This window comes from Streptomyces sp. NPDC034085, from assembly GCF_055575555.1.
Map to the genome: position 1 here is coordinate 531,240 of NZ_JBVISL010000001.1, position 21,723 is coordinate 552,962.

Annotated in this window: 19 protein-coding genes; 8 read left to right on the plus strand and 11 right to left on the minus strand. The window is 74.9% G+C overall.

Annotation, left to right across the window (positions count from 1 at the left end):
* The first annotated feature begins 36 nt into the window (after window positions 1-36).
* Both ACZ501_RS02495 and ACZ501_RS02500 read left to right on the plus strand, forming a co-directional pair.
* Window positions 37-1,401, plus strand: coding sequence for a hypothetical protein (locus tag ACZ501_RS02495; protein ID WP_468791901.1), 1,365 nt, complete (start codon window positions 37-39; stop codon window positions 1,399-1,401).
* Between the two features lie 47 nt (window positions 1,402-1,448).
* Window positions 1,449-2,090 carry an HAD family hydrolase gene (locus ACZ501_RS02500; RefSeq protein WP_468791904.1) on the plus strand — a complete coding sequence of 214 codons (642 nt, stop codon included), beginning with the start codon at window positions 1,449-1,451 and terminating at the stop codon, window positions 2,088-2,090.
* Between the two features lie 62 nt (window positions 2,091-2,152).
* Here ACZ501_RS02500 and ACZ501_RS02505 read toward each other — a convergent pair whose 3' ends face one another.
* Window positions 2,153-2,896 (minus strand): NADPH-dependent F420 reductase, encoded by a 744-nt coding sequence (locus ACZ501_RS02505; RefSeq protein ID WP_361604937.1) that lies wholly within the window; start codon window positions 2,894-2,896, stop codon window positions 2,153-2,155.
* A 21-nt stretch (window positions 2,897-2,917) separates the two neighbouring features.
* Here ACZ501_RS02505 and ACZ501_RS02510 point away from each other — a divergent pair, with 21 nt between their 5' ends.
* Window positions 2,918-3,331 carry a winged helix-turn-helix transcriptional regulator gene (locus tag ACZ501_RS02510; protein WP_468791907.1) on the plus strand — a complete coding sequence of 138 codons (414 nt, stop codon included), beginning with the start codon at window positions 2,918-2,920 and terminating at the stop codon, window positions 3,329-3,331.
* Here the strand turns inward: ACZ501_RS02510 and ACZ501_RS02515 are convergent.
* Genes ACZ501_RS02515 through ACZ501_RS02525 form a run of 3 tightly spaced genes read right to left on the minus strand, consistent with a single transcriptional unit; the run spans window position 3,328 to window position 6,288 of the window.
* Window positions 3,328-4,269, minus strand: coding sequence for a 3-oxoacyl-ACP reductase (locus ACZ501_RS02515; RefSeq protein ID WP_468791910.1), 942 nt, complete (start codon window positions 4,267-4,269; stop codon window positions 3,328-3,330). The genes ACZ501_RS02510 and ACZ501_RS02515 overlap by 4 nt on opposite strands.
* A gap of 47 nt (window positions 4,270-4,316) precedes the next feature.
* On the minus strand, window positions 4,317-5,393 hold the full coding sequence (locus tag ACZ501_RS02520; RefSeq protein ID WP_468791913.1) for a Zn-dependent alcohol dehydrogenase: 1,077 nt from the start codon (window positions 5,391-5,393) through the stop codon (window positions 4,317-4,319).
* A gap of 22 nt (window positions 5,394-5,415) precedes the next feature.
* A complete protein-coding gene (locus ACZ501_RS02525) occupies window positions 5,416-6,288 on the minus strand; it encodes a MaoC/PaaZ C-terminal domain-containing protein (protein ID WP_361604949.1) in 873 nt (290 codons plus the stop codon).
* A 249-nt stretch (window positions 6,289-6,537) separates the two neighbouring features.
* Here ACZ501_RS02525 and ACZ501_RS02530 point away from each other — a divergent pair, with 249 nt between their 5' ends.
* Window positions 6,538-6,897 carry a response regulator gene (locus ACZ501_RS02530; RefSeq protein WP_468792657.1) on the plus strand — a complete coding sequence of 120 codons (360 nt, stop codon included), beginning with the start codon at window positions 6,538-6,540 and terminating at the stop codon, window positions 6,895-6,897.
* A 67-nt stretch (window positions 6,898-6,964) separates the two neighbouring features.
* Here the strand turns inward: ACZ501_RS02530 and ACZ501_RS02535 are convergent, their stop codons facing one another.
* Window positions 6,965-8,269 (minus strand): cytochrome P450 family protein, encoded by a 1,305-nt coding sequence (locus ACZ501_RS02535; RefSeq protein WP_468791916.1) that lies wholly within the window; start codon window positions 8,267-8,269, stop codon window positions 6,965-6,967.
* A 235-nt stretch (window positions 8,270-8,504) separates the two neighbouring features.
* On the opposite strand from ACZ501_RS02535, the gene ACZ501_RS02540 reads away from it, so the two are divergent.
* On the plus strand, window positions 8,505-9,671 hold the full coding sequence (locus ACZ501_RS02540; protein WP_468791919.1) for an amidohydrolase family protein: 1,167 nt from the start codon (window positions 8,505-8,507) through the stop codon (window positions 9,669-9,671).
* A 16-nt stretch (window positions 9,672-9,687) separates the two neighbouring features.
* Here the strand turns inward: ACZ501_RS02540 and ACZ501_RS02545 are convergent, their stop codons facing one another.
* The 6 genes from ACZ501_RS02545 to ACZ501_RS02570 form a co-directional block, all read right to left on the minus strand.
* On the minus strand, window positions 9,688-10,872 hold the full coding sequence (locus ACZ501_RS02545) for a lipid-transfer protein (RefSeq protein ID WP_468791922.1): 1,185 nt from the start codon (window positions 10,870-10,872) through the stop codon (window positions 9,688-9,690).
* Window positions 10,873-10,884: 12 nt separating this feature from the next.
* The gene (locus tag ACZ501_RS02550) at window positions 10,885-13,023 is read right to left on the minus strand and encodes an acyl-CoA dehydrogenase (protein WP_468791925.1); all 2,139 of its coding nucleotides are present in this window, start codon (window positions 13,021-13,023) and stop codon (window positions 10,885-10,887) included.
* A 98-nt stretch (window positions 13,024-13,121) separates the two neighbouring features.
* Window positions 13,122-14,897 (minus strand): protein kinase domain-containing protein, encoded by a 1,776-nt coding sequence (locus ACZ501_RS02555; RefSeq protein WP_468791928.1) that lies wholly within the window; start codon window positions 14,895-14,897, stop codon window positions 13,122-13,124.
* Window positions 14,898-14,907: 10 nt separating this feature from the next.
* The gene (locus tag ACZ501_RS02560; protein WP_468791931.1) at window positions 14,908-16,518 is read right to left on the minus strand and encodes a serine/threonine-protein kinase; all 1,611 of its coding nucleotides are present in this window, start codon (window positions 16,516-16,518) and stop codon (window positions 14,908-14,910) included.
* Window positions 16,515-18,104 carry a serine/threonine-protein kinase gene (locus ACZ501_RS02565; protein WP_468791934.1) on the minus strand — a complete coding sequence of 530 codons (1,590 nt, stop codon included), beginning with the start codon at window positions 18,102-18,104 and terminating at the stop codon, window positions 16,515-16,517. Before ACZ501_RS02565 ends, ACZ501_RS02560 begins: the two co-directional genes overlap by 4 nt.
* 32 nt (window positions 18,105-18,136) lie before the next feature.
* Window positions 18,137-19,141, minus strand: coding sequence for a helix-turn-helix transcriptional regulator (locus ACZ501_RS02570; protein ID WP_361604221.1), 1,005 nt, complete (start codon window positions 19,139-19,141; stop codon window positions 18,137-18,139).
* Between the two features lie 113 nt (window positions 19,142-19,254).
* Between ACZ501_RS02570 and ACZ501_RS02575 the strand changes: the two genes are divergently transcribed.
* From ACZ501_RS02575 to ACZ501_RS02585, 3 genes are all read left to right on the plus strand, one after another.
* On the plus strand, window positions 19,255-19,668 hold the full coding sequence (locus ACZ501_RS02575) for a DUF3224 domain-containing protein (RefSeq protein WP_468791937.1): 414 nt from the start codon (window positions 19,255-19,257) through the stop codon (window positions 19,666-19,668).
* Between the two features lie 259 nt (window positions 19,669-19,927).
* Complete coding sequence (locus tag ACZ501_RS02580) at window positions 19,928-20,575, plus strand: class I SAM-dependent methyltransferase (RefSeq protein WP_468791940.1); 648 nt, start codon at window positions 19,928-19,930, stop codon at window positions 20,573-20,575.
* Between the two features lie 99 nt (window positions 20,576-20,674).
* Window positions 20,675-21,667, plus strand: coding sequence for an N-acetylmuramoyl-L-alanine amidase (locus tag ACZ501_RS02585; protein ID WP_361604230.1), 993 nt, complete (start codon window positions 20,675-20,677; stop codon window positions 21,665-21,667).
* Window positions 21,668-21,723 lie beyond the last annotated feature (56 nt).

A 21,723-nucleotide genomic window follows, 5' to 3' on the forward strand; every position in this document is an offset into this window, starting at 1 on the left:
CGAAAACTAGCTTCCTCTCCGGAGGTGACGGCCCGGATGACTGTCTGTGCCACCGAGATCACGACGACCAACGCGCTCCCGGCCCCGGAGGACACGGGGCCCGAGGCCACGGAGCCCTTGGGCGCGGCCCCGCAGGGCACGGCCCCCGGAGCCTGGGGCCCCTCGGGCGCGGGTCCCGGAGCCACGGCCCCGCAGGGCGAGGGCCCCGGAACCACGGCCCCCGGCGTTGCGACGCCCCTCGGCGGGGCTCCCGGAGCCACGGCCGCCCAGGGCGCTACCCCCGGAGTCACGGCCCTCGGAGCGGCTGCCCCCTTCGGTGCGGCCCCCGGTCCGGTGTCGGGCGGGGGCGCGGCGTCCGCGCCGCCCGCGTTCGCGATTTCCGCCGACGGGGCGTACGCGGCGCGGCTGGCCGGGCAGGGTGATGCCCTTTACCCGGAGCGCTGGACGTTCGACGGTCCGGAGCCCTACGCCGTGCCGCTTCCGCTCGCGCAGCCGGAGGAGGCGGACAGCGAAGTGCTGGCGCTGGCCGACGGGCAGGTGCTGATCCACCGCCGGGTCGCCGACCGGCACGCGTTCGCCCTGCTCTATCCCTCGGGCGCCGCCGCCGGCCCCCGTACCGGGGAGCACCAGCTCGGCTCGGTCGAGGCCGGGGAGGGGCTACGGGTCCGCCTGCTGCCGCCGTCCCCCGACGGATGCGGGGCCTACGCCCTGGCCGTGGGGGCGGAGGAGAGCACCGTCTGGCAGGTGGCCGGGTGCTCCGGCGGGCCCCGGCGGGCCGCCGTGGTCCCGGGCCGCTGCTCCGGCGGCGTCTGGCTGGACCGCGCGGGCCGGCTGCTGGCGCTGGACCGGGAGGTGGACGGCCGTACCAAGGCCGTCGCCGTGGACCTGGGGCGCGGCGGGGTGGTCAGTCCGCTGTTGCAGATCGCCGAGGACAGCGACGACCGGCTGCTGCTGGCGGCCCCGGACAGCGGGCTGCTGCTGATCCGCTCGGACGCCCCCGGGGAGCCGCGGCTCGGCTGGGGGGTGCTGGGCAGCCGGCGCCCGGTCCGCTTCCCGGAGTGCCTGCGGCTGGAGGACGCCCACCCGTTCGCGGTGCAGCCGGGCCAGGTCCTGATGCCGGAGACCTGCGGGGTCGCGCTCCGGGTGGGCGCGGCCGGCCTCGCCCTGTGGCGTCCCGCCGACCGGTACGTCTTCCGGCTCGGCGCCCCGGCGGGCTGGCTCGGGAGCGGGCGGTGGACCCCGGACGGGCGGCTGCGCCTGCCCTGTGCCACCCCCGAGGTGCCCTGCGGGATCGTGAGCCTGAGCCAGCCGCCGGCCCCGCCGCCCCCCGTGCGCGTGCGCGTGGACCCTCCCCCGCCGCCCGCCCGGCCGGTGCCGCTCCAGCAGGCGCCGCTGCGCTGAGCGGACGCACCGTCCAGCGCCACCAAGTGCCGTGATACAGAGGGCGGATGACGACCTCCACGGCCCCCGGTACGGACCGGCCCTTCGACGCGGTCCTCTGCGACCTCGACAACGTCATCCGCTTCTACGACTCGTCGCGGCTCGCCGAGCTGGAGCGCCTCGCCGGACTGCCCGAGGGCACCACGGCGGCGCTGGCCTTCTCCGAGGAGCTGGACGGACCGCTGCTGCTCGGCCGGATCACCCGGGACCAGTGGCAGGAGGCGGTCGCCGACGGGCTGGCCCGCTCGGGCCGGATATCCGGGGAGGGGGCGCGGGAACTGGCCGCGGCGATGACCCGGGCGCCGTTCGCGGCCGACGCGGCGGTGGTCTCCGTACTGCGCGGGGTCCGTGCGGCCGGGCTCCGCCTGGTCCTGGTGACGAACGCCTCCCTGGACCTGGACGAGGACCTGGCGGCGATGGGGCTCACCGACCTCGCCGACCACGTCGTCAGCAGCGCCCTGGAGGGAGTGGCCAAACCGGACCGGGAGATCTACGCGATCGCCGCCGACCGGGCGGGCGCCGTCCCCGAGCGCTGCCTCTTCGTGGACGACCGGCTGGAGAACGTCGAGGCGGCCGTCGCCTTCGGGATGACCGGGGTGCACTATCGCGGGCCCGCCGACCTGCACGCGGCGCTCGCCTTCCTGAACTGAGGGCGGAAGGGGCACGCCGGCCCGGGGGGCCGCCACACCCCTCCCGGGCCGGACCGGACCGGCTAATCGTCCACGGCCCCCGGGGCCAGGGCCGGCGCCGGAAACGCGGAACGGACCTCGGCGCCCGACCACCAGACACCGATGGCGAACACGGCGGCGGCCTCCAGCAGGGCCGCCCGACCGAGCCCTCCGCAGGGCAGCGGCGTGCAGCCCATCGAGGTGATGAGCTCCGCCACCCGCGCGGCGGCGTCCGGCTGGTCGGTGCAGAACGGCACCGCCAGCGGGGCCCCTTCGAAGCTCGGCCGGTCCAGGGTCCAGATGCTCTCGTGGCACACGCCGAACGCCTTCACCACCTGGGCGCCGGGGGCCGCGTCCGCGACGATCCGGGCGACGGAGGTGGCGCCGTCCGTGGTCAGGACCGGGCCGTCCGCCCCCGGCTCCATCGGGACGGTGCAGTCGATCAGCGTCCGCCCGGCGAGCAGGGGGGACAGTTCCCCGGCCAGCCGCGGGGCGGCCTGCGCCGGTACGGCGGTCAGTACGACCTCCCCGTGGGCCGCGGCCTCGGCAAGGCTGCCGGCCCCGGAGGCACCGGTGCGCCGGGCGGTGCGGGAGGCCGCCTGGGCGTCCCGGCCGCCCACCCTGACGTCATGACCGGCCCGTACCCAGGCCGCGCCGAGGGCCGTGGCCATGGCCCCCGTCCCCAGAATGCCGATGCGCATGTGTTCGCTCCTGTCGTCCGTGCGGCGATCCGCGAGGTGTGACGGACAGGACGCTAGGCGCGCCGACGCACACCATCCGGTGTGCATCGGGCCGGGCAGGATGAGCGCATGGCCGACGCGACGGAAGAGACTCGGGAACAGGACCTGGACGGCGGCGGGTACGCCGCGGACTGCCGGGCGAGGGTGGCCTTCGACGTCCTGTCGAACCGCTGGGACAGCGTGATCGTGTACGTCCTCGGCGAGAACGGACCGATGAGGCCGCGCGCGCTCCTCACGCGCATCGGCGGGCTCAGCCCCAAGGTGCTCAACGAAGCCCTCCGACGCCTGGAGTACAACGGCCTGGTCGTACGCGAGGCGTATGCCGAGGCCCCGCCCCGCGTCGACTACTCCCTCACCGAGGCGGGCACCGCGCTGCTGGGCCCGATCCGCGCGATGGGCGCATGGGCGGGTCGCCATGCCGAAGCCGTCCTGGCGGCCCAGGAGCGCTTCGGCCGCCGGGAGGACCGGCCGGACAGCACCTAGCCGTGCTTGAGGCCCAGGACCTCGGCCGCCGCGAAGGTCTCGTTCGCCGGGCGGGATTCGTAGTGCGGGGTGAGGAGGGCGTCGAGCTCCTCGAAGGAGAAGGCCTCCTTGGCCGTGTCGAACTTGGCGGCCACCCGGGGGCGTTCCATCACGACGACGATCCCGCCGTGCACCACGAACAGCTGTCCGTTGGCCTTGGCGGAGGCCGGCGAGGCCAGGTAGCCGACCAGCGGGGCGACGTGCTCGGGGGCCAGGGCGTCGAGCTCGCCCTCCTGCGGGACCTGGAATCCGGCGAAGACGTCCTCGGTCATCCGGGTCCGGGCACGCGGGCAGATGGCGTTCGCCGTCACCCCGTACTTGGCGAGGGCCAGGGCGGTGGAGGTGGTCAGGCCCACGATGCCGCCCTTGGCCGCCGCGTAGTTGGGCTGGCCGGCCGAACCGCCGAGGAACGCCTCGGAGGAGGTGTTGACGATCCGCCCGTACACCGGGCCGCCCGCCGCCTTGGAGCGCTCGCGCCAGTGCGCGGAGGCGAAGCGGGTGGTGTTGAAGTGGCCTTTGAGGTGGACCCGTATCACCGAGTCCCACTCGTCCTCCGTCATGGAGAAGACCATCCGGTCCCGCAGGATGCCCGCGTTGTTGACCAGGACGTCGAGCTTGCCGAAACGCGACACCGCCAGGCCCACCAGGTCCCGCGCCTGCTCGAAGTCGGCCACGTCGCCGAGGTGGGCCACCGCCTGGCCGCCGGCCGCGCGGATCTCCTCGGCCACCTCCTCCGCCGGGGTGGCGGAGGCCTCTCCGGAGCCGTCGCGGCCGCTCTGTCCGTAGTCGTTGACGACCACGCTCGCGCCGAGCCGGGCCAGTTCGAGCGCCTCGGCCCGGCCGAGCCCGCGGCCGGCGCCGGTGACGATGGCGGAGAGCCCCTCAAGTGGGAGTGACATCCGTAACGTTCCTCTCAGCGGTGTCGGATCGGCGGTCTTCGCAGTGCTCAGAGTTCGATGCAGGTGCGCAGGGCGACGCCGGTGCGCATCTGGTCCAGGGCGTCGTTGATCTCGGCCAGCTTCACCCGGTGGGTGATCAGGTTCTCCAGGTCGATGCGGCCGGCCCGCCACAGCGCGATGGTGCGCTCGTAGGAGCGGAGCACGTCGCCGCCGCCGTACATCGACGGCAGGATCTTCTTCTCGTCGAAGAACAGCGAGAACATGTTGACCTTGAAGTCGTCGTCGAGGGCGCCCGCGCCGACCACGACGACGGAGCCGCCGCGCCGCGTCATCTCGTACGCCTTCTGCGCGGTCGCGGACCTCCCGACGACCTCGAAGACGTAGTCGAAGCCCTCGCCGGCCGTGATCCGGTTCTTGGCGTCGGCGAACTCCTCCGGGGTCACGGCCTCGGTCGCGCCGAACCGCAGCGCCGCCTCCCGCCGCGAGGCGACAGGGTCGACGGCGATGATCTGGGCCGCGCCCTGGACCTTGGCGCCCTGGATGACGGAGATGCCCACGCCGCCGCAGCCGATGACGGCGACCGAGGAACCCGCCCCGACGGCCGCGGTGTTGATGGCCGCGCCGAGTCCGGTGGTGACCCCGCAGCCGATCAGCGCGGCGATGTCGAAGGGCAGGTCGTCGGGGATCGGGATGGCGCAGGCGGCCGGGACGACCATCTCCTCGGAGAAGGTACCGGTGCCGGCGAAGCCGAAGACGTCGCTGTCCGCCCGCCTGAAGTTGGGGGTGGCGACGTTCCCGAAGGCCTCCAGGCACAGGTGGCCCTGGCCGCGCGTGCAGGCGGGGCAGTGGCCGCACGGCGGCAGCCAGCAGACCAGGACGCGGTCGCCGACCGCGTGGCCGGTGACCCCGTCGCCGACGTCCGTGATCACGCCCGAGCCCTCGTGGCCGGGGACGAAGGGGGCGGGCTGCGGCAGTACGCCGCTCATCGCGGAGAGGTCGGAGTGGCACAGGCCGGTGGCCTTGACGCGGATCCGGACCTTGCCGGGGCCGAAGCCCACGGCTTCCATGTCGTCGACGACCTCGAGCTTGTCCTGGCCTATCTCGCTCTGCAGTGCTGCGCGCACGGTGCGGCTCCTTGGGTGGATGCTACGAGTGTTCGACGACGGTGTCGGCGAGGACCGGCGCGTCGTCCCGTTCGACGGCGGTCGCCGAGACCAGGACGCGGCCCGCCTCCTGCCACATCCGGATGCGCAGCGTCTCCCCCGGGAAGACGATCCCGGCGAAGCGCGTCCGGTAGGCGCGGACCCGGGACACGTCCCCGCCGAGCAGGGTGTCGACGACGGCCTTGAGGGTCATCCCGTACGAGCACAGGCCGTGCAGGATCGGCTTGTCGAAGCCGGCCAGCTTGGCGAACTCCGGGTCGGCGTGCAGGGGGTTCCAGTCGCCGGAGAGCCGGTAGAGCAGCGCCTGCTCCTCGCGGATCCCCCGCTCCTCGGTGCGGTCCGGGTCCCGCGAGGGTGCCTCGGCGCTGACGGAGGGACCGCGCTCGCCGCCGAAGCCGCCCTCACCGCGTACGAAGAGCTGCGCGTCGCTGGTCCACAGCGGTCCGTCGGCGTCCGCGACCTCGGAACGCAGCACGATCACGGCGGCCTTGCCCTTGTCGTAGAGGGCGGCGACCTTGGAAGTGGAGGTGGCACGGCCCTTGACGGGGATCGGCCGGTGCAGCTCGATGGAGTGCCCGCCGTGCAGGACCGCCGCGAGGTCCACGTCGAGGCCGGGGGCGGCGAGACCGCCCAGCATGGCCATGCCCGCTCCGGCGACGGTCGCGAAGCTCGGCAGGACGTGGAGCCTGGACTCCAGGGTGTAGCGGAGCTCGTCGGGGTCCGTCGCCAGGCTCTGCCCGTGCCGGGGCGCTCCCGCTCCGAGGCCCAGGTGGTAGAGCTGGATGTCCTTGTGGTCCCAGCCGATGTCGCCCCGGCGGGGTTCGGCGGCGAGGGCCTTGGCGGCATCGATCGGCATGAGGATGCTGCTCCTTCGGTTCCTTGGAAGACCTCGGCACGGCCGTCCGCACCGTCGGCCGCACCGAGGTCGTATGCGGGGCCGCCCGCCGGCACACGTTCTAGAACGCGTTCTAGCGTCGGCTGAAGGCATGTATAACGCACGCCCCCGCACTTGGGAAGACTGCTGACAGGACGTCAGATCGTTGTCGGGCGCGGCGTGTTGCCGCCTCCACCGGGCACGTCCCGTTACGCTGCGGCGGTGGACGAAATGCCCGTGACGTACCGGCCCGCTCGCTCGCTGCGCGTCCTGCTGGAACCGCCGGACCCGCCCCTCGCGCTCCGCCTCGGCCTCCAGCCGGACATCGAGGTGGTGGACTCCGCCCTGGCCCGGCCCGCGGTGGCGCTGGTGGAGGAGGTCGCGGCGGTGACGGCCCTGCTGGCCGAGGATCCCGAGTGCCGGGTCCTGGTGAGCGCCGGCTCGGCGCGTCCCGGCCTGCTCGACGCGGCCCTGGCGGCGGGCGCGGCGGGGCTGGTCCTGCGGGACGGCCCGGTCGAGGACCTGGCGGACTGCCTGCGCCGCGCCTCCGCGGGCGAGACGGTGGTGGACCCGGCGCTGGCGGGCCCGTAGGCGCACGGCGCGGCCCCCCGCCCGTGACGGCGGGGGGCCGCTGGACGCCCGCGCCGGGCGCCGGGGCTCAGCCGGAGGGCTTCGTCCAGTCGTCGACGGTCCGCGAGGGGTCCAGCGCCACGGGGAGCCGCTCCAGCCCCCGGAAGGCGGGGAAGGGGCTCTTGAGCCAGTCACCGCCGTGCGTCGACGGCAGCGCCAGCACCATGTCGGGGAAGCGGTCCAGCAGCGACGTCAGGCAGATCTCCAGCTCCAGGCGGGCCAGCGGCGCGCCCAGGCAGTAGTGCGTCCCGAAGCCGAAGCCGAGGTGGTTGCCCTGGAGACCCTCGCGGCGGACGTCGAGCTTGTCGGGCTCGGGGAACTTCTCCGGGTCGCGGTTCGCGGAGGCGATCGCGATCTGGACGACCGCGCCCCGCGGAATGACCGTCCCGCCGATTTCCACGTCCTCCAGCGCGTACCGGAAGGTGGACGTTTCCACGGAGCCCTCGAAACGGACCATTTCCTCGATCGCCTGCGGCAGCAGCTCCGGATTCTCCCGGACGGCCTTCAGCTGTTCGGGATGGGTCAGCAGGCTGTGGACGCAGTTGCCGATCTGGAGGGTGGTGGTCTTGTGGCCGGCGAAGAGCAGCACCCAGATCATCGAGACGAGTTCGTCGTCCGTCAGCGGTTCCTCGTCGTGCGGGGTCTGCACCAGCAGGCTCAGGAAGTCGTCGGCGGGATTCTCGCGGGTGCGGTGGATCAGCCCGGTGAAGTAATTGCGCAGCCAGTGCTCGGCCTCGACGAGGTCGTCCTTCAGGTCGCGGCTGAAGCGGGAACGGGTCACCTGGGCGAACCACTCCAGCACCTCGACGCGCTCGGCCCCGACGATGCCGAGCAGCTCGCAGATGACCATGATGGGCAGCGGCAGGGCGAAGGCCGTCATCAGGTCGACGGGCCGGTCGGTCGGGCACCGGTCCAGCAGGTCGTCCACCAGCTCCTGGATGTGCGGGCGCAGGTCCTTGACGTGCCGCGGGGTGAAGGCGGTCTTGGCGATGTGGCGCAGCCGGGTGTGCCGGGGCGGGTCGGCGAAGAGGAGGTTGTCGTCGAGCGCCTCGCACGCGTCGCCGAAGAGGGCGTGGTAGGTGTCGATGGCCTCGTGCATGTCCTTGCCGATGCGGTGGTCGGCGAAGAGCGCGTGGGCGTCCTCGTACCGGGTGACGAGGTACGTGTCCACCCCGTGCCCCGGGGTCAGCCGGGCGATCGGGGCCTGTTCGCGCAGCGACCGGTAGACCGGGTAGGGGCACTGGCGGTATTCGGGCGTGCCCTTCGTCACCGCCGCCACCGCTTCTTCGAGCCCGGGCCCGTCCCCCACTGCCACTGTCGGTTCAGTCGTCACGCGCGCATGCCTCTCGGGTAACCCGGAATTGACAGTCGGCTCCTTTCCCTGGGCCGAATGACGGCAAAACCGCGTTGCGCCGTTCGGCGCCGAATCCTCCCCCTCTGGAATGTCCGGGCGGCGGCCGGCCGGGCCCGTCCTAAGGTGTTCGCTGACCCGTTCCGCGGCCCGTTCGCGAACCGCTCCGCACCGGTTCGCGAAACCGCTCCGCGGCCCGAAGAGAGGGAATGCGCGCATGCCGGAATACGGCGTCGGCGGTTTCACCGCCAGTGGAGCAGCACGGCCCGGCTCGGCGGCCGCCGAGGACGACGGCAGCCGGGCGGTGATCGACGTGCACCACCACTTCTGCGCGCCGGCCTGGCGGGAGTGGGGGGAGGCGCAGGGACTGGTCGACCCGCGGGCGCTGCCGCCCTGGGCGCACTGGGACGCGGAGTCCGCGCTGGCGCTGATGGACCGGGCGGGGATCGCCACGGCCGTGCTCAAGCCGATGCTGCCCGCGCGGTACGAGACCTCCGCGCAGCTGCGGGAGGCCATCACGGTGACGCTGCGGGCTGCGGTGGAGGCCGTGCAGGCGCATCCGGGGCGGTTCGCGTTCCACACCCCGCTCTTCCTGGACGACCCGGAGGTCTCCTCCTGGGCGCTGCGGCTCGGGCTGGACGAACTGGGCGCGGCCGGGGTGAACATCACCGCCAACTACGGCGGGGTGTACCTGGGGGACCCGGTCTACGACGGGATCTTCGCCGAACTCGACGAGCGGGCGGCCGTGGTGGACACGCACCCCCACAACCTGCCGGCCACCCCGGCGGCCGGTCCGGCCCCGGGCGGGGGCAGGAGGCCGGGTGCGGGCGGTGCGGCCGAGCCCGGCACCGGGTCCGGGGCGCCGGAGGGCGGGGGGCCGCGTACTCCCGCGGGCGGCGGCCGGCCGGGGGCCGGCGGGCCGCCGGGGGTCACCGTGCCGGGGGTGCCGAACTTCCTGTGCGACTTCCTCCTCGACACGACCCGCGCCGCCGCCAACATGATCCGCACCAGGACCCTCGACCGCTTCCCGAACCTGTCGGTGATCCTGCCGCACGGCGGCGGGTTCCTGCCGCACATCGCGACCCGGCTGGAGGCCTTCGCGGGCTCCTTCCACCCGCCGGTCGACCCGGCCGCCGTCCGGGACCACCTGCACCGCTTCTACTACGACACGGCCGGCCCGATGTCCCCGGCCGGCACCCTGCTGGCCACCGTGGACCCGGCCCGGATCCTCTTCGGCAGCGACTGGCCGGCCTGCCCCGCCGACATGGTCGCGGACATCGCCGTCCCCGCGCTGGCCGCGGACCCCGCGCTGACGCCCGCGCTCCGCCGCGCCGTCAACCGGGAGAACGCGCTGCGCCTGATGCCGCAGCTCGCGCCCGTGTAGGCAGTCCGGGAGCCCGTCACCTGCGCAGCAGCGTCACCACCGCCGCACCGCCCAGCCCGATGTTGTGCGCCAGCCCGACCCGGGCTCCGGGCACCTGGCGGGCTCCCGCCTCGCCGCGCAGCTGCCACACCAGTTCCGCCGCCTGCGCCAGCCCCGTCGCCCCGAGCGGGTGGCCCTTGGAGATGAGGCCGCCCGAGGGGTTGACCACCCACCGCCCGCCGTACGTGGTGGCACCGCTCTCCACGAGCTTGCCGGAGGCCCCGTCGGCGCACATGCCGAGGGCCTCGTAGGTGAGCAGTTCGTTGACGGAGAAGCAGTCGTGCAGTTCGACGACGTCGACGTCCTCGATGCCGAGCCCGGAGGCCTCGTACACCTGCCGCCCGGCGGCGGCCGTCATCGGCTTGCCGACGACGTCGATGCAGGAGCCGCCGAAGCTCTCGGCGGTGTCGGTGGTCATGGCCTGGGCGACGATCTCGACGGCCTTGTCGTGCAGTCCGTGCGCCACCACGAACCGCTCCGAGACGACCAGCGCCGCCGCGGCCCCGTCGGAGGTGGGGGAGCACTGGAGCTTGGTCAGCGGGTCGTGGATGGTCTTGGAGGCGAGGATCTCCTCGACCGTGTACACGTCCTGGAACTGCGCGTTCGGGTTGTTGGCGGAGTGCCGGTGGTTCTTGGCGCCGACCGCCGCCAGCTGGGCGGGGGTGGTCCCGTACCGCTCCATGTGTTCGCGGGCGGCGTTCCCGAAGATCTGCGCGGTGGGCGGGGACATCTCGAAGCCGTGCGCGGCCGCCATGATCCCGTAGTGCCGGGCCACCGGCGACGTCGCGAAGTCGCCGCCGTCGGCGCCGCCGCCCAGCGCGCCGCGCTTCATCTTCTCGAAGCCGACGGCGAGCACGCAGTCGGCGAGGCCGCCCTGGACGAACTGCCGCGCCATCATCAGGGCCGTCGAGCCCGTCGCGCAGTTGTTGTTGACGTTGTAGACGGGGACGCCGGTCAGGCCCAGTTCGTACACCGCCCGCTGCCCGGCGGTGGAGGCCTGGAAGCAGTACCCGGCCGGCACGTGCTGCACCAGCCCGTAGTCCACGCCCGCGTCCGCGAGCGCCGCGCCGCCGGCCTCCCCGACCATGTCCCAGTACTGCCAGTCCCGTGACTCCGGCTTCTCGAACTTCGTCATGCCGACGCCCACGATGTACGACTTCATGCCCGATGACTCCTAGTCCCTGGGGAGGCCGAGAATCCGCTCGGCGACGACGTTGAGCTGGACCTGTGTGGTGCCCCCGGCGATGGTCAGGCAGCGGGACATGAGCATCCCGTGCACCGCCCGCTCCCCCGCGCCCTCGCACACGGCGCCCGCCGGGCCGAGCAGTTCGAGGGCCAGTTCGGCGGTCCGCTGCTGGTGGGGGGTCTGCACGAGCTTGCGTACGGACGCCCCGGCGCCCGGCTCCAGTCCGGACACCTGCTGGAGGGTGGTCCGCAGGCCGATGCAGGCGAGGGCGTGCGCTTCGGCGGCCAGCGCGCCGATGCGGGCCGGGTAGGAGCCGTCGAGCTCCGCCGAGCGGGCGATCAGGGCCTCCAGCCCGCTGTCGAAGGTCATCTGGTCGGCCATGTGGACGCGTTCGTTGCCGAGGGTGTTGCGGGCGACCTTCCAGCCGCCGTCGGCCGCCCCGACCAGGGCGTCGGCCGGCAGCAGCGCGTCCTCGAACCAGACCTCGTTGAAGAGGGCCTCGCCGGTGATCTCCTTGAGCGGGCGGATCTCGATGCCGGGGGTGTTCTTCATGTCGACGACGAAGTAGCCGAGCCCCTTGTGCTTGGGCGCGGCCGGGTCCGTCCGGGCCAGCAGGATCCCGAGGTCGGCGGTGTGCGCGGAACTCGTCCACACCTTCTGGCCGTTGACCTTCCAAGAGCCGGATCCGTCCCCGGTCCGCTCGGCCCGGGTCCGCAGGGAGGCCAGGTCGGAGCCCGCGCCCGGCTCCGAGAAGAGCTGGCACCAGGTGACGTCCCCGCGCAGGGTGGGCAGGAGGTGGGCGGCCTGCTGTGCGCCGGTGCCGTAGGCGAGCAGTGAGGGCACGACCCAGGTGGCGATGCCGAGGTCGGAGAGCCTGACCCCGGCCTCCTTCAGCTCCTGCTGGACGACGAGCTGTTCCACGGGCCCGGCGCCGAGCCCGTACGGCGGCGGGAGGTGGGGAGCCGCGTACCCGGTGGGTGCCAGCGCCCGGCGGGCGGCGGCCGGGTCGAGGCCGCGCGCGCCCTCGGCGGCGGCGCGGGCGGCCGCCCGGTAGGCCTCGGCGCCGGCCGGGAGTTCCAGGCGCAGCTCGCGCCGGACGCCGGACGCCGCGAGGCGTACGGCGCGGACGAGGTGGCCCTCGCCGGGGCCGAGGAGCTGGCGGGCGACGAGGGAGCGGCGCAGGTAGAGGTGGGCGTCGTGCTCCCAGGTGAAGCCGATGCCGCCGAGGACCTGGATGCAGTCCTTGGCGCAGGAGTACGCGGCGTCCAGGGCGGTGGCGGCGGCGAGGGCGGTGACGAGCGAGCGCACGCCGGGGGTCTCGGCGGCGCAGTTCGCCGCGTCCCAGGCGAGCGCGCGGGCCTGTTCGAGACGGACCAGCATGTCGGCGCACAGGTGCTTGACGCCCTGGAAGCGGCCGATGGGGCTGCCGAACTGCTCGCGCGTCTTCGCGTACTCGGCGGCCGTGTGCACCGCCCAGGCGGCGGTGCCGCAGGCGTCGGCGGCGAAGAGGGTGCAGGCCAGGTCGTGGACGAGGGCGGCGTCCAGGTTCAGCAGCCGGCCGGGCTCGACGGTGACCGCCCGCGCCCGGACCTCGGCGGTGGGGCGGGTGGGGTCGGCTCCCTCGTGGGTGCGGACGTCCAGCGCGTCGGCGTCCACCGCGTACCAGCGGGTGCCGTGCGCGGTTTCGGCGGCGAGGAGGACGAGGTCGGCCTCGCCGGCGCCGAGTACGGGGGGCGCGACCCCGTCCAGGAGGTGTGCGCCGCCTTCGACGGGAACGGCGGTGAGGGTGCCGGGGCCGAGGGCGACGGCCCCGATGCGGCCGTCGAGCGGTGCGGCCCCCGCCCGGTCCAGGAGTACGGAGGCCACCGCACTCGGCAGGAAGGGCCCGGGCAGCGCCGCCCGGGCGGCCTCCTCCACGACGACGGCCAGGTCCAGCAGGGTCCCGCCCTCCAGATGGGGCACCGCCAGCCCCGATTCCACCAGCCCGTCCCAGTAGCCGGGCCGCGCCCCCGTCCGCGGCGGGGCGTCGAGCAGCTTGCGTACCTCCTCGGGCGGTACGGTGCGCGCCACCCAGCCGCGTACGGCCTCGGCCAACTCCCGCTGTTCCTGCGTGATTCCGATGCCCATGCGCGGCAGATTAGAACACGTTTCAATCTGACGGAAGGTCAGTAGAAGGTGTTCTTCGCGCGGGGCGGCCGCCTCCCGGCCGGGAGGCGGCGGCCCGCTCAGCCGGCCGGCACGGCCTTCAGGGCGGCGCGGGCGATCGCCTCGACCGTCGGCCGGCACTCGGCCGGATCGGCGTCCGCCCCGGTGGCGCTCCACACGGAGATCCTGAGGTTCCCGTCACGGACCACGAGTTCGCAGGGACCGCTCCACAGCGTCTCGTCGCCGATCTTCGTGTCCGTCTGCGCCACCTGCTGCACGGCGGTGGCCACCGTCTTCCGCTCCGAGGCGAGCCGCTTGCGCTGCTCCTCCGGCCCGTTCCGGCCGCCCTCGCCGTCGAGCTTCAGGGACCAGTCCGCGATCACGCGGGTCGTCCCCCCGCCGAACCAGTAGCAGCGCACCGCGGTGGTGGGGCCGTAGTCGCTGCGGATCGGCAGGGTGGTGTCCAGGTTCGGCGCCCGCTCCGCGCCGGGCGGCACCGGGAGTTTCGGCGCCGCGGCGTCGCAGCGGTCCAGCCGCGTGTGCACCGCCTCGCCCCACCAGCCGCCGGGCTGGCGCCCGGTCACCCACACGGCGGCACCGGCCGCCGCCAGCACGACGGCCGCCAGCAGCGGAACGGCCACGCGCCCCGCTCCCCGGCGCGGTCCGGAGGCCGGCGCGGTCCGGGTGGCGGGCGGTGCCTCTGCCTGCGGTGCCTCCGCCCGCGGCGCCTCTCCCGGTCGTACGGGGGCCGGCCGGGCGGCGGGCCCCGGATCCGGAGTCCGCGCCGGACCGGGCCCGCGGTCCGGGATCCGGACCCGCCCGGGCTCCGGATCGCGCGCCGGCTCGGGAGTGCGCTCCGGCTCCGGACGGCGCGCCGGCTCCCGACCGCGCTCCGGCTCCGGGACCAGCTCGGCGACCACCGTCACCGGGTCCGGCTCCGCCGCCCGCCGGGGATCGGCGCCCCCGCGCAGCAGGCGGTCGATGGCCGCTCCCTGGTCGGCGATCATCCGGTGCACCGCCGGCGGCCACGGCAGCCGGCCCGCCGGGACGACCGGCCCGAGCAGCGCGAACAGCTCGGCCGGGGCCGGCCGGGCGGCCGGGGTCTTGGCCAGGCACCGCTCCACGACCTCGCGCAGCCCCGCCGGGACCGCGTCCAGGTCGGGCTCCGCGTGCACCACGTCGTACAGGGTCTGGAGGGTGGAGGAGCCCGCGAAGGGGTTGCGGCCCGTGACGGCGAGGTACAGCACCGACCCGAGGGAGAACACGTCGCTGGCCGCCGTGAGTTCCCGCCCCTCGGCCTGCTCCGGCGACATGAACGGCGGCGAGCCGATCACCAGCCCGGTGTGCGTCAGCCGGGTGTCGACGCCGCTCTCGGCCGCCCGCGCGATGCCCAGGTCGATCACCCGGACGCCGTCCTCGGCGAGCAGCACGTTCTCGGGCTTCAGGTCCCGGTGGACCAGCCCCGCCCGGTGGATCTCCGCGAGCGCCGACGCCAGACCGGCCGCGAGACGGCGTACGGTCTCCTCGGGCAGCGCCCCCACCGCCTGGACGGCCGCCCCCAGCGAGGGCCCGGAGACGAACACCGAGGCCAGCCACGGGGTCCGCGCGTCCGCGTCGGCCTCCATCACCGCCGCCGTGTACGCCCCGGACACCTTCCGGGAGGCGGCGACCTCCCGCCGGAACCGGGCGCGGAAGCCCTCGTCGTCGGCGAACCGAGCGAGGACCTGCTTGACGGCGACCAGCCGCCCGTCCGGCGCGGCACCCAGCAGCACCCGTCCCATCCCGCCCTCGCCGAGCACGCCCAGCACCCGGTACGGCCCCACGTGCGCCGGACCCGACGGTCCTATCGGCTCCATACCCGTCCCCTCATCGCGGCATCACCGCCAGTGCGGCGCGGGCCGTCGCCTTCGCCTCCGTCTCGCAACTCTCGGCTGGATGCCGGTCGCCGCCCAGCTCCACCCGCACGACGAGGTTCCCGTCGCGGACGGCCAGTACGCAGGTCTCCCCCGTGGCCGGGGTGTCCCAGTAGGCGGCGTCACCCGCCCCCAGTCCGGTCTCGGGTCTCCCCTCGCCGAACTCCGCACGCTGGCGCTCCGTCCCGTTGGCGAAGCCGCTCCCGCTGCGCTTGAGATCCCAGCCGACGGTCGCGTGCGGTCCCGGCGGCTGGTAGGTGCCGCCGCCGCTCACCTCGTACGGCGGCTCGTACCAGGAACAGGCGGCCTTGGCGTCGTTGTCCAGCTCCGTGTAGCGGTCCTCGTCCTGCCGGCGCTCCGCCTGCGGCAGCGGCAGCTGTCCCGCCACCTCCGCGCACACCGGCATCCGCGCGTACCGGTCGGGTACGGCCGGTCCCTTCGCCGACGGTGACACCGGTGACCACGGGCTCAGCAGGTACGCCCCGCCGCCGAGCACGGCCGCCCCCGCGGCGGCGAGCACCACCAGCCCGCCCGAACGGCGGCGCGGCCCGCCCGCGGCCGGGCCCACCGCCTGCGTGAGCACGGCGGTCGGCGCGGCCGCGGACACCCGGTCCGGGCCCGCTCCGGGCCGCTGCCCGGGCTCCCCCGCCGTCACCGCCGTCCGCTCCGGGTCACCGCCGAGCAGCCGCTCGATGTCCGCCCGTTGTGCGGCGATCAGCCGGTGCACGGCGGGCGGCCAGCCGCCGGGCACCGCCGGAACCGGCCCCAGCAGCTCCAGCAGCTGCTCCGGGACCGGGCGGGCGGCCGGCTCCTTGGCCAGGCACCACTCGACCACCGGGCGCAGCCCCGGCGGCAGCCCCGCCAGGTCGGGTTCCGCGTGGACCAGGTTGAACAGGGTCTGGAGGGTGGACGCCCCCGCGAAGGGGCTCCGGCCGGTGGCGGCCAGCGCGAGCACCGAGCCGAGCGCGAACACGTCGGCGGCCGGGCCCAGTTCGCGGCCTTCGGCCTGTTCGGGCGCCATGAAGGCGGGCGAGCCGACGACCAGTCCGGTCTGCGTCAGCTCGGCGCCGTCCGGGCCCTCCGCGGCCCGTGCGATGCCGAAGTCGATGACCCGGACGCCGTCCTCGGACAGCAGCACGTTGTCCGGCTTCAGGTCGCGGTGGACCAGCCCCGCGCGGTGGATCTCGGCGAGCCCCCGCAGCAGCCCGGCCGCGAGGCGGCGCACGGTCTGCTCGGGCAGCGGCCCGCCGGCCTCCACCGCCGCGCCCAGCGACGGCCCGGGCACGAACACCGAGGCCAGCCACGGGGTTTCCGCCTCGGCGTCGGCTTCCATCACGGCCGCGGTGTACGCGCCGGACACCCTCCGGGAGGCGGCGACCTCCCGCCGGAACCGGGCGCGGAAGCCCTCGTCGTCGGCGAACCGGGCGTGCACCTGCTTGACGGCGACCAGCCGCCCGTCGGGCGCGGCGCCCAGCAGCACCCGGCCCATCCCGCCGCGGCCGAGCTCGGCGAGCAGCCGGTACGGGCCCGCCGCCCGCGGGTCGCTCTCCCTGAGCTGCCTCATGGCCGCGCCATCACCGCCAGCGCGCTGCGGCCCGCGTCCCGGGCGACGGTCTCACACGAACCGGCGGGGTAGCGGTTGCCCTTCACCTGGACGTAGACCGTCTGGTTGACGTCGCGCAGGTACAGGACGCAGCCGGGGTCCTTGTCGTCGTCCGGCGGCAGCCACATCCCCTCCTCGGCGAATCCCAGGCCGAGGTCGCGCCGGATCCTGCCGCGGATGTAGAAGTCTTCGTGCTCCTTCTTCGCCTGCTGGGCTCCGGTGCCGACCCCCGGCTCCGTGACGTACAGGCCCCACGAGACGTAGATCTCGTCGCCGTAGCGGCTGTGCCAGACGCACAGGTGGGACGGGCCGCCCCAGCCGTAGTTCTCGCTCTTGGTGAAGCCGTACCCCTGCGGGGCGTCGAAGTCGGCGGGCACCGTCACCTTGCCCGCGACGTCGGAGCACGAGAACGGCTGGGGCACGTACTTGTCGGCCACCTGGGACAGGGGCGTGGTGCCGGGCGTCGGCACGGTCTCCGGTACGACGGTGTAGTAGACGTCCTCGACGAAGGGCCGCCCGACCGTCAGTCCGGCGGCGGCGCAGGCCGTCAGGACACCGGCGCCGACCAGCAGCCGCGTACGCCGGCTCCACCGGCGCCGCGGCCGTACGGTCCGGCCGGGCGCCCCCGCGGCGGCGGCCGCCACGGGCTCCGGCCCGGGGGCCTGCGCGAGGAGCGCCTCGACCTGCGCCTTCTGCGCGGCGATGAGCGCGTTCACCGGCTCCGGCCACGGCCGGGCCGCCGGCGCGAGCGCGCCCACCATGGTGAGCAGCTCGCGCGGGGTCGGCCGGGCGGCCGGATCCTTGGCCAGGCAGGGGGCGATGATCCCGCGCAGCGCGGGCGGCACCCCGTCCAGGTCGGGTTCGGCGTACACCACGTCGTGCAGCAGCCTCGGGACGGAGTCCGCGGCGAAGGGCGGCTTCCCGGTGCAGGCCATGACCAGGGTGGCGCCGAGGGAGAACACGTCGCCGGCGGCGGTCGGTTCCCCGCCGGTGATCTGCTCGGGCGACATGAAGGCCGGCGAGCCGATCAGGGCGCCGGTGTGGGTGATCCTGGTCTGGTCCCCGGCGGCGCGCACGATGCCGAAGTCGATGACGCGTACGCCGTCCTCGGCGAGCAGCACGTTCGACGGCTTGAGGTCGCGGTGGATCAGCCCCGTGCGGTGTACGTCGGCCAGGGCGTGGGCCAGCCCGGCCGCCAGTCGGCGCACCGGTTCCTCCGCCAGCGGACCGGCCGCCTCCAGGGCCTGCGCCAGCGAGGGACCGAGCACGAACTGCGAGGCCAGCCACGGTGTCGGGGCGTCGGGGTCGGCGTCCAGGACCGGCGCCGTGTAGGCACCCGACACCTTCCGGGAGGCGGCGACCTCGCGCCGGAACCGCGCCCGGAAACCGTCGTCCTCCGCCAGTTCGGCGTGCACCTGCTTGACCGCGACCAGGCGGCCCTCCGGCGCGACGGCCAGCACGACCCGGCCCATCCCGCCCTGCCCGAGCACACCGACGGCCCGGAACGGCCCCGTCCCCGCCGACCCGCCCGGCCCTAAACCCTGCATGCGGCCCCCGCCCTCCCCGGTACGGGAGGGGATCATACAGATCCCTCGACTCCCGCCGCCGGTACGGGCACCGCATACCGGCCCGCCAGGACGGCCACCGCCCCGGCCACGGCCGCCCGCAGCTCCGGCGGACCCAGCACCTCCGCCTCCGCGCCCAGCCGGAGCAGGTCCCCCACAGCGACGTTCAGGGACTCCACCGGCAGCTCCACCTCCGCCCAGCCGTCCGCGTCCGGCGGCCCGGCCCCCTCCAGGGCCCGCACCCCCGGCGCCCCGAACTGCACGGGCAGCAGCCGCTGCGCGCGCGGCGAGAGCCGCAGCCGCGCCACGCCCTGGCGCAGCGCGGCCTCCAGACGCCGGGAGGACTCCGCCCAGTAGGCCGCCAGCCCGAACCCGGCCGGCCGCTCGAAGCCCTCCCCGGTCTCCCGCACCGCCAGCAGCCGCGACACCCGGTAGGTGCGTATGCCGCCCTCGGCCGGCGCCGCCACCAGGTACCAGATGCCGCCCTTGAGGACGAGGCCCAGCGGGTGCAGCTCCCGCCGGCGCAGCTCCCCCGACCAGCGCCGGTACTCCGCCTCCACCACGCGCTGCTCCCACACCGCCCGCGCGGCCGCCGCCAGGTGGGGGACCGGGTCGGCGTCCCGGAACCAGGCGGGCGCGTCCAGGTGGAAGCGGTCCTGCACGCGGCGGGCCCGGTCCGCCGGCCCGGCCGGCAGCGCCGCCTGGAGCTTCAGCTGCGCGGTGGCCAGCACCGCCCCCAGCCCCAGCTCCCGCGCCGGTCCCGGTGCCCCGGCCAGGAACAGCGAGCCCGCCTCGGCGTCGGTGAGTCCGGTCAGCCGCGTGCGGTAGCCCTCCATCAGCCGGTAGCCGCCCGCGGGCCCCCGGTCGGCGACGACGGGCACGCCGGACGCGCCGAGCGCCTCGACGTCCCGGTAGACGGTGCGGACGGACACCTCCAGCTCCGCCGCCAGCTCGGGGGCGGTCATCCGGCCGCGGTTCTGGAGCAGCAGGAGCAGGGAGAGAAGCCGGTCGGCGCGCATGGGGCCCATTGTCGGCCGGGCGGGACCATACCTGACAGGGGGTGTCAGGTATGCCGCCCAGGCTGGTCACAGCGCGGGACGGAACCCGCGCCGCCCGTCGAAAGGACCCGCCCATGCCCACGCGCACCGCCACCGGCCACTTCACCTTCACCCGCTGGGAGGAGGACCCGGCCGGCCCGGCCGACGTGCTGCCGAGGCTCGCCCGGGCCTCGGTGGCCAACACCTTCTCCGGCGGCATCGAGGCTGCGGGCACCAGCTGCGCGTACACGATCGCGTACCTGACGGCGACGACCGGCACCTACACCGGCATCGAGCTGCTCACCGGAAGCCTCGACGGCCGCAAGGGCGGCTTCGCCGTCGAGGAACGCGGCACGTTCCACGAGGACGGCACCACGCGCTGCTCCTTCGAGGTCGTCCCCGGATCCGGCACGGGCGAGCTGGCCGGCCTGCGCGGCACCGGCAGCTTCCTCGCCCGGCACGGCGAACCGTCCGTCCCCTACACCTTCGCCTACGAGCTGGACCGCTGACCCGCCGCCGGAGCCGGTATCCGCTCCCCCGGAGCGCCCCGTCCGGCCCACGGCCCATAGCCGGGCGGGGCCGAGGGCGTTGGAATGGTCATGGCTCTGGTAGCCCCGCGGAGGAACCGCCCGCGAGCCGCAGGGACCGCAGGTCGAGGCGGCCAGGCCGGGACCCGCGGCCGGGGCGGACCCCGGCCATGGTGCCCTACCGGCCGGTAGGGCACCATGGGCCGCCAAGCCGCACCCGCTCACCGCCGGAGGAACACCCATGGCCGCCGCCACTCCCAAGCCGGAGACCCTCGCCGCTTTCGAGGCCGCCAAGGGGTTCATGCCCGTGCGCGAGGGCCTCGCCCTGTACGCGGCGGCCGCCGGGGCCGCGGCCCTCGGGCTGCCGCTGCTGGAGGTCGGCACGTACTGCGGGCGCTCCACGATCCTGCTGGCCGACGCGGCCCGCGAGGCGGGGGTCCCCGCGATCACCGTCGACCACCACCGCGGCAGCGAGGAGCAGCAGCCCGGGTGGGAGTACCACGACCCGACGGTGGTGGACCCGGAGATCGGCCTGATGGACACCCTGCCGACCTTCCGCCGCACCCTGCACCGGGCCGGCCTCGAGGACCACGTGATCGCCGTCGTCGGCCGCTCGCCGCAGGTCGCCGCCGCCTGGGGCGGGAAGCTGGGCTTCGTCTTCATCGACGGCGGCCACACCGACGAGCACGCCACGGGCGACTACGAGGGCTGGGCCCCGCACGTCGCGCCGGGCGGCACGCTCGTCATCCACGACGTGTTCCCCGACCCGGCGGACGGCGGCCAGGCCCCGTACCGGATCTACCTCCGCGCCCTGGCCTCCGGCGCCTTCGAGGAGGTGTCGGCAACGGACTCCCTGCGCGTCCTGCGCCGCACGGCCGAGGGCGTCTGAGGGCGGTCCGGTCCCGGTCCGACAGAACGACCATCACACCACGCCCTCGGATGGCGGATGGTCCGTACGGGGCCGGGGCGGGCGTTCTAGCATCGCGAGGTGCGCTATGACGACAGTCCCCCGCTTCCCGAGTCCCGATCCTCGATCAGCCCGGACCGGCCCTGGTTCGCGCGCCGGCCCGCCCTGACGGTGGCGCTGGCCGCGCTCGCCCCGGCCTGCCTGGCGGGCTGGGTGCTGACCCAGGTCCTGACCGGCCCGGGACCCGACGGGCGGCAGCCCGCGGGCATGCCGCTCACGGCCTCGCGCACGGCGGCGGCGTCGGACGCGAAGTCCAGCGCCACCCCGGGCGCCGGCCCGAGCGCCACCCCCGGCCCCGCCGCGGCGGGTACCGGTGCTCCGTCGGCCGCCCCGGCCAAGGGGCCGCTCGCCGGGCGGACCGTCGTCATCGACCCCGGCCACAACACGGGCAACTTCCAGCACGCCTCCGAGATCAACAAGCAGGTGGACATCGGCACCAACCGCAAGGAGTGCGACACCACCGGCACCACCACCAACTCCGGCTACATGGAGGCGGAGTTCTCCCTCGACGTCTCCCGCCGGACGCGCGCCCTGCTGGAAGCCAAGGGCGTCAAGGTGGTCTTCACCCACGAGGCCGACCGCCCGTGGGGTCCCTGCATCGACGAGCGCGCCCGGATCGGCAACGAGGCCGCGGCCGACGCCGTCGTCTCCGTGCACGCCGACGGCGCCTCCGCCGGCAACCGCGGCTTCCACGTCATCCTCCCGGCCCGGGTCAAGAGCGGTGCGGCGGACACCGCGCGGATCGTCGGGCCCTCCCGCGACCTCGGCGAGCGCATCGCCCGCAACTTCGGCCGCACCACCGGATCCGACCCCGCCAACTACCTCGGCAGCGGTACCGGATTGGTGGTCCGCGACGATCTGGGCGGACTCAATCTCTCGACCCGGCCCAAGGTGTTCCTCGAATGCGGCAACATGCGTGACGACAAGGACGCGGCGCAGCTGATGAATCCGGAGTGGCGGCAGAAGGCGGCCCAGGGCATCGCGGACGGCATCGTGGGCTTCCTGGGCGGGTAGTTCACGGGGAGTCGTCCAGGGGCGGCCCGCCGCCCCGATCCTCTCGGCCGCGTGAA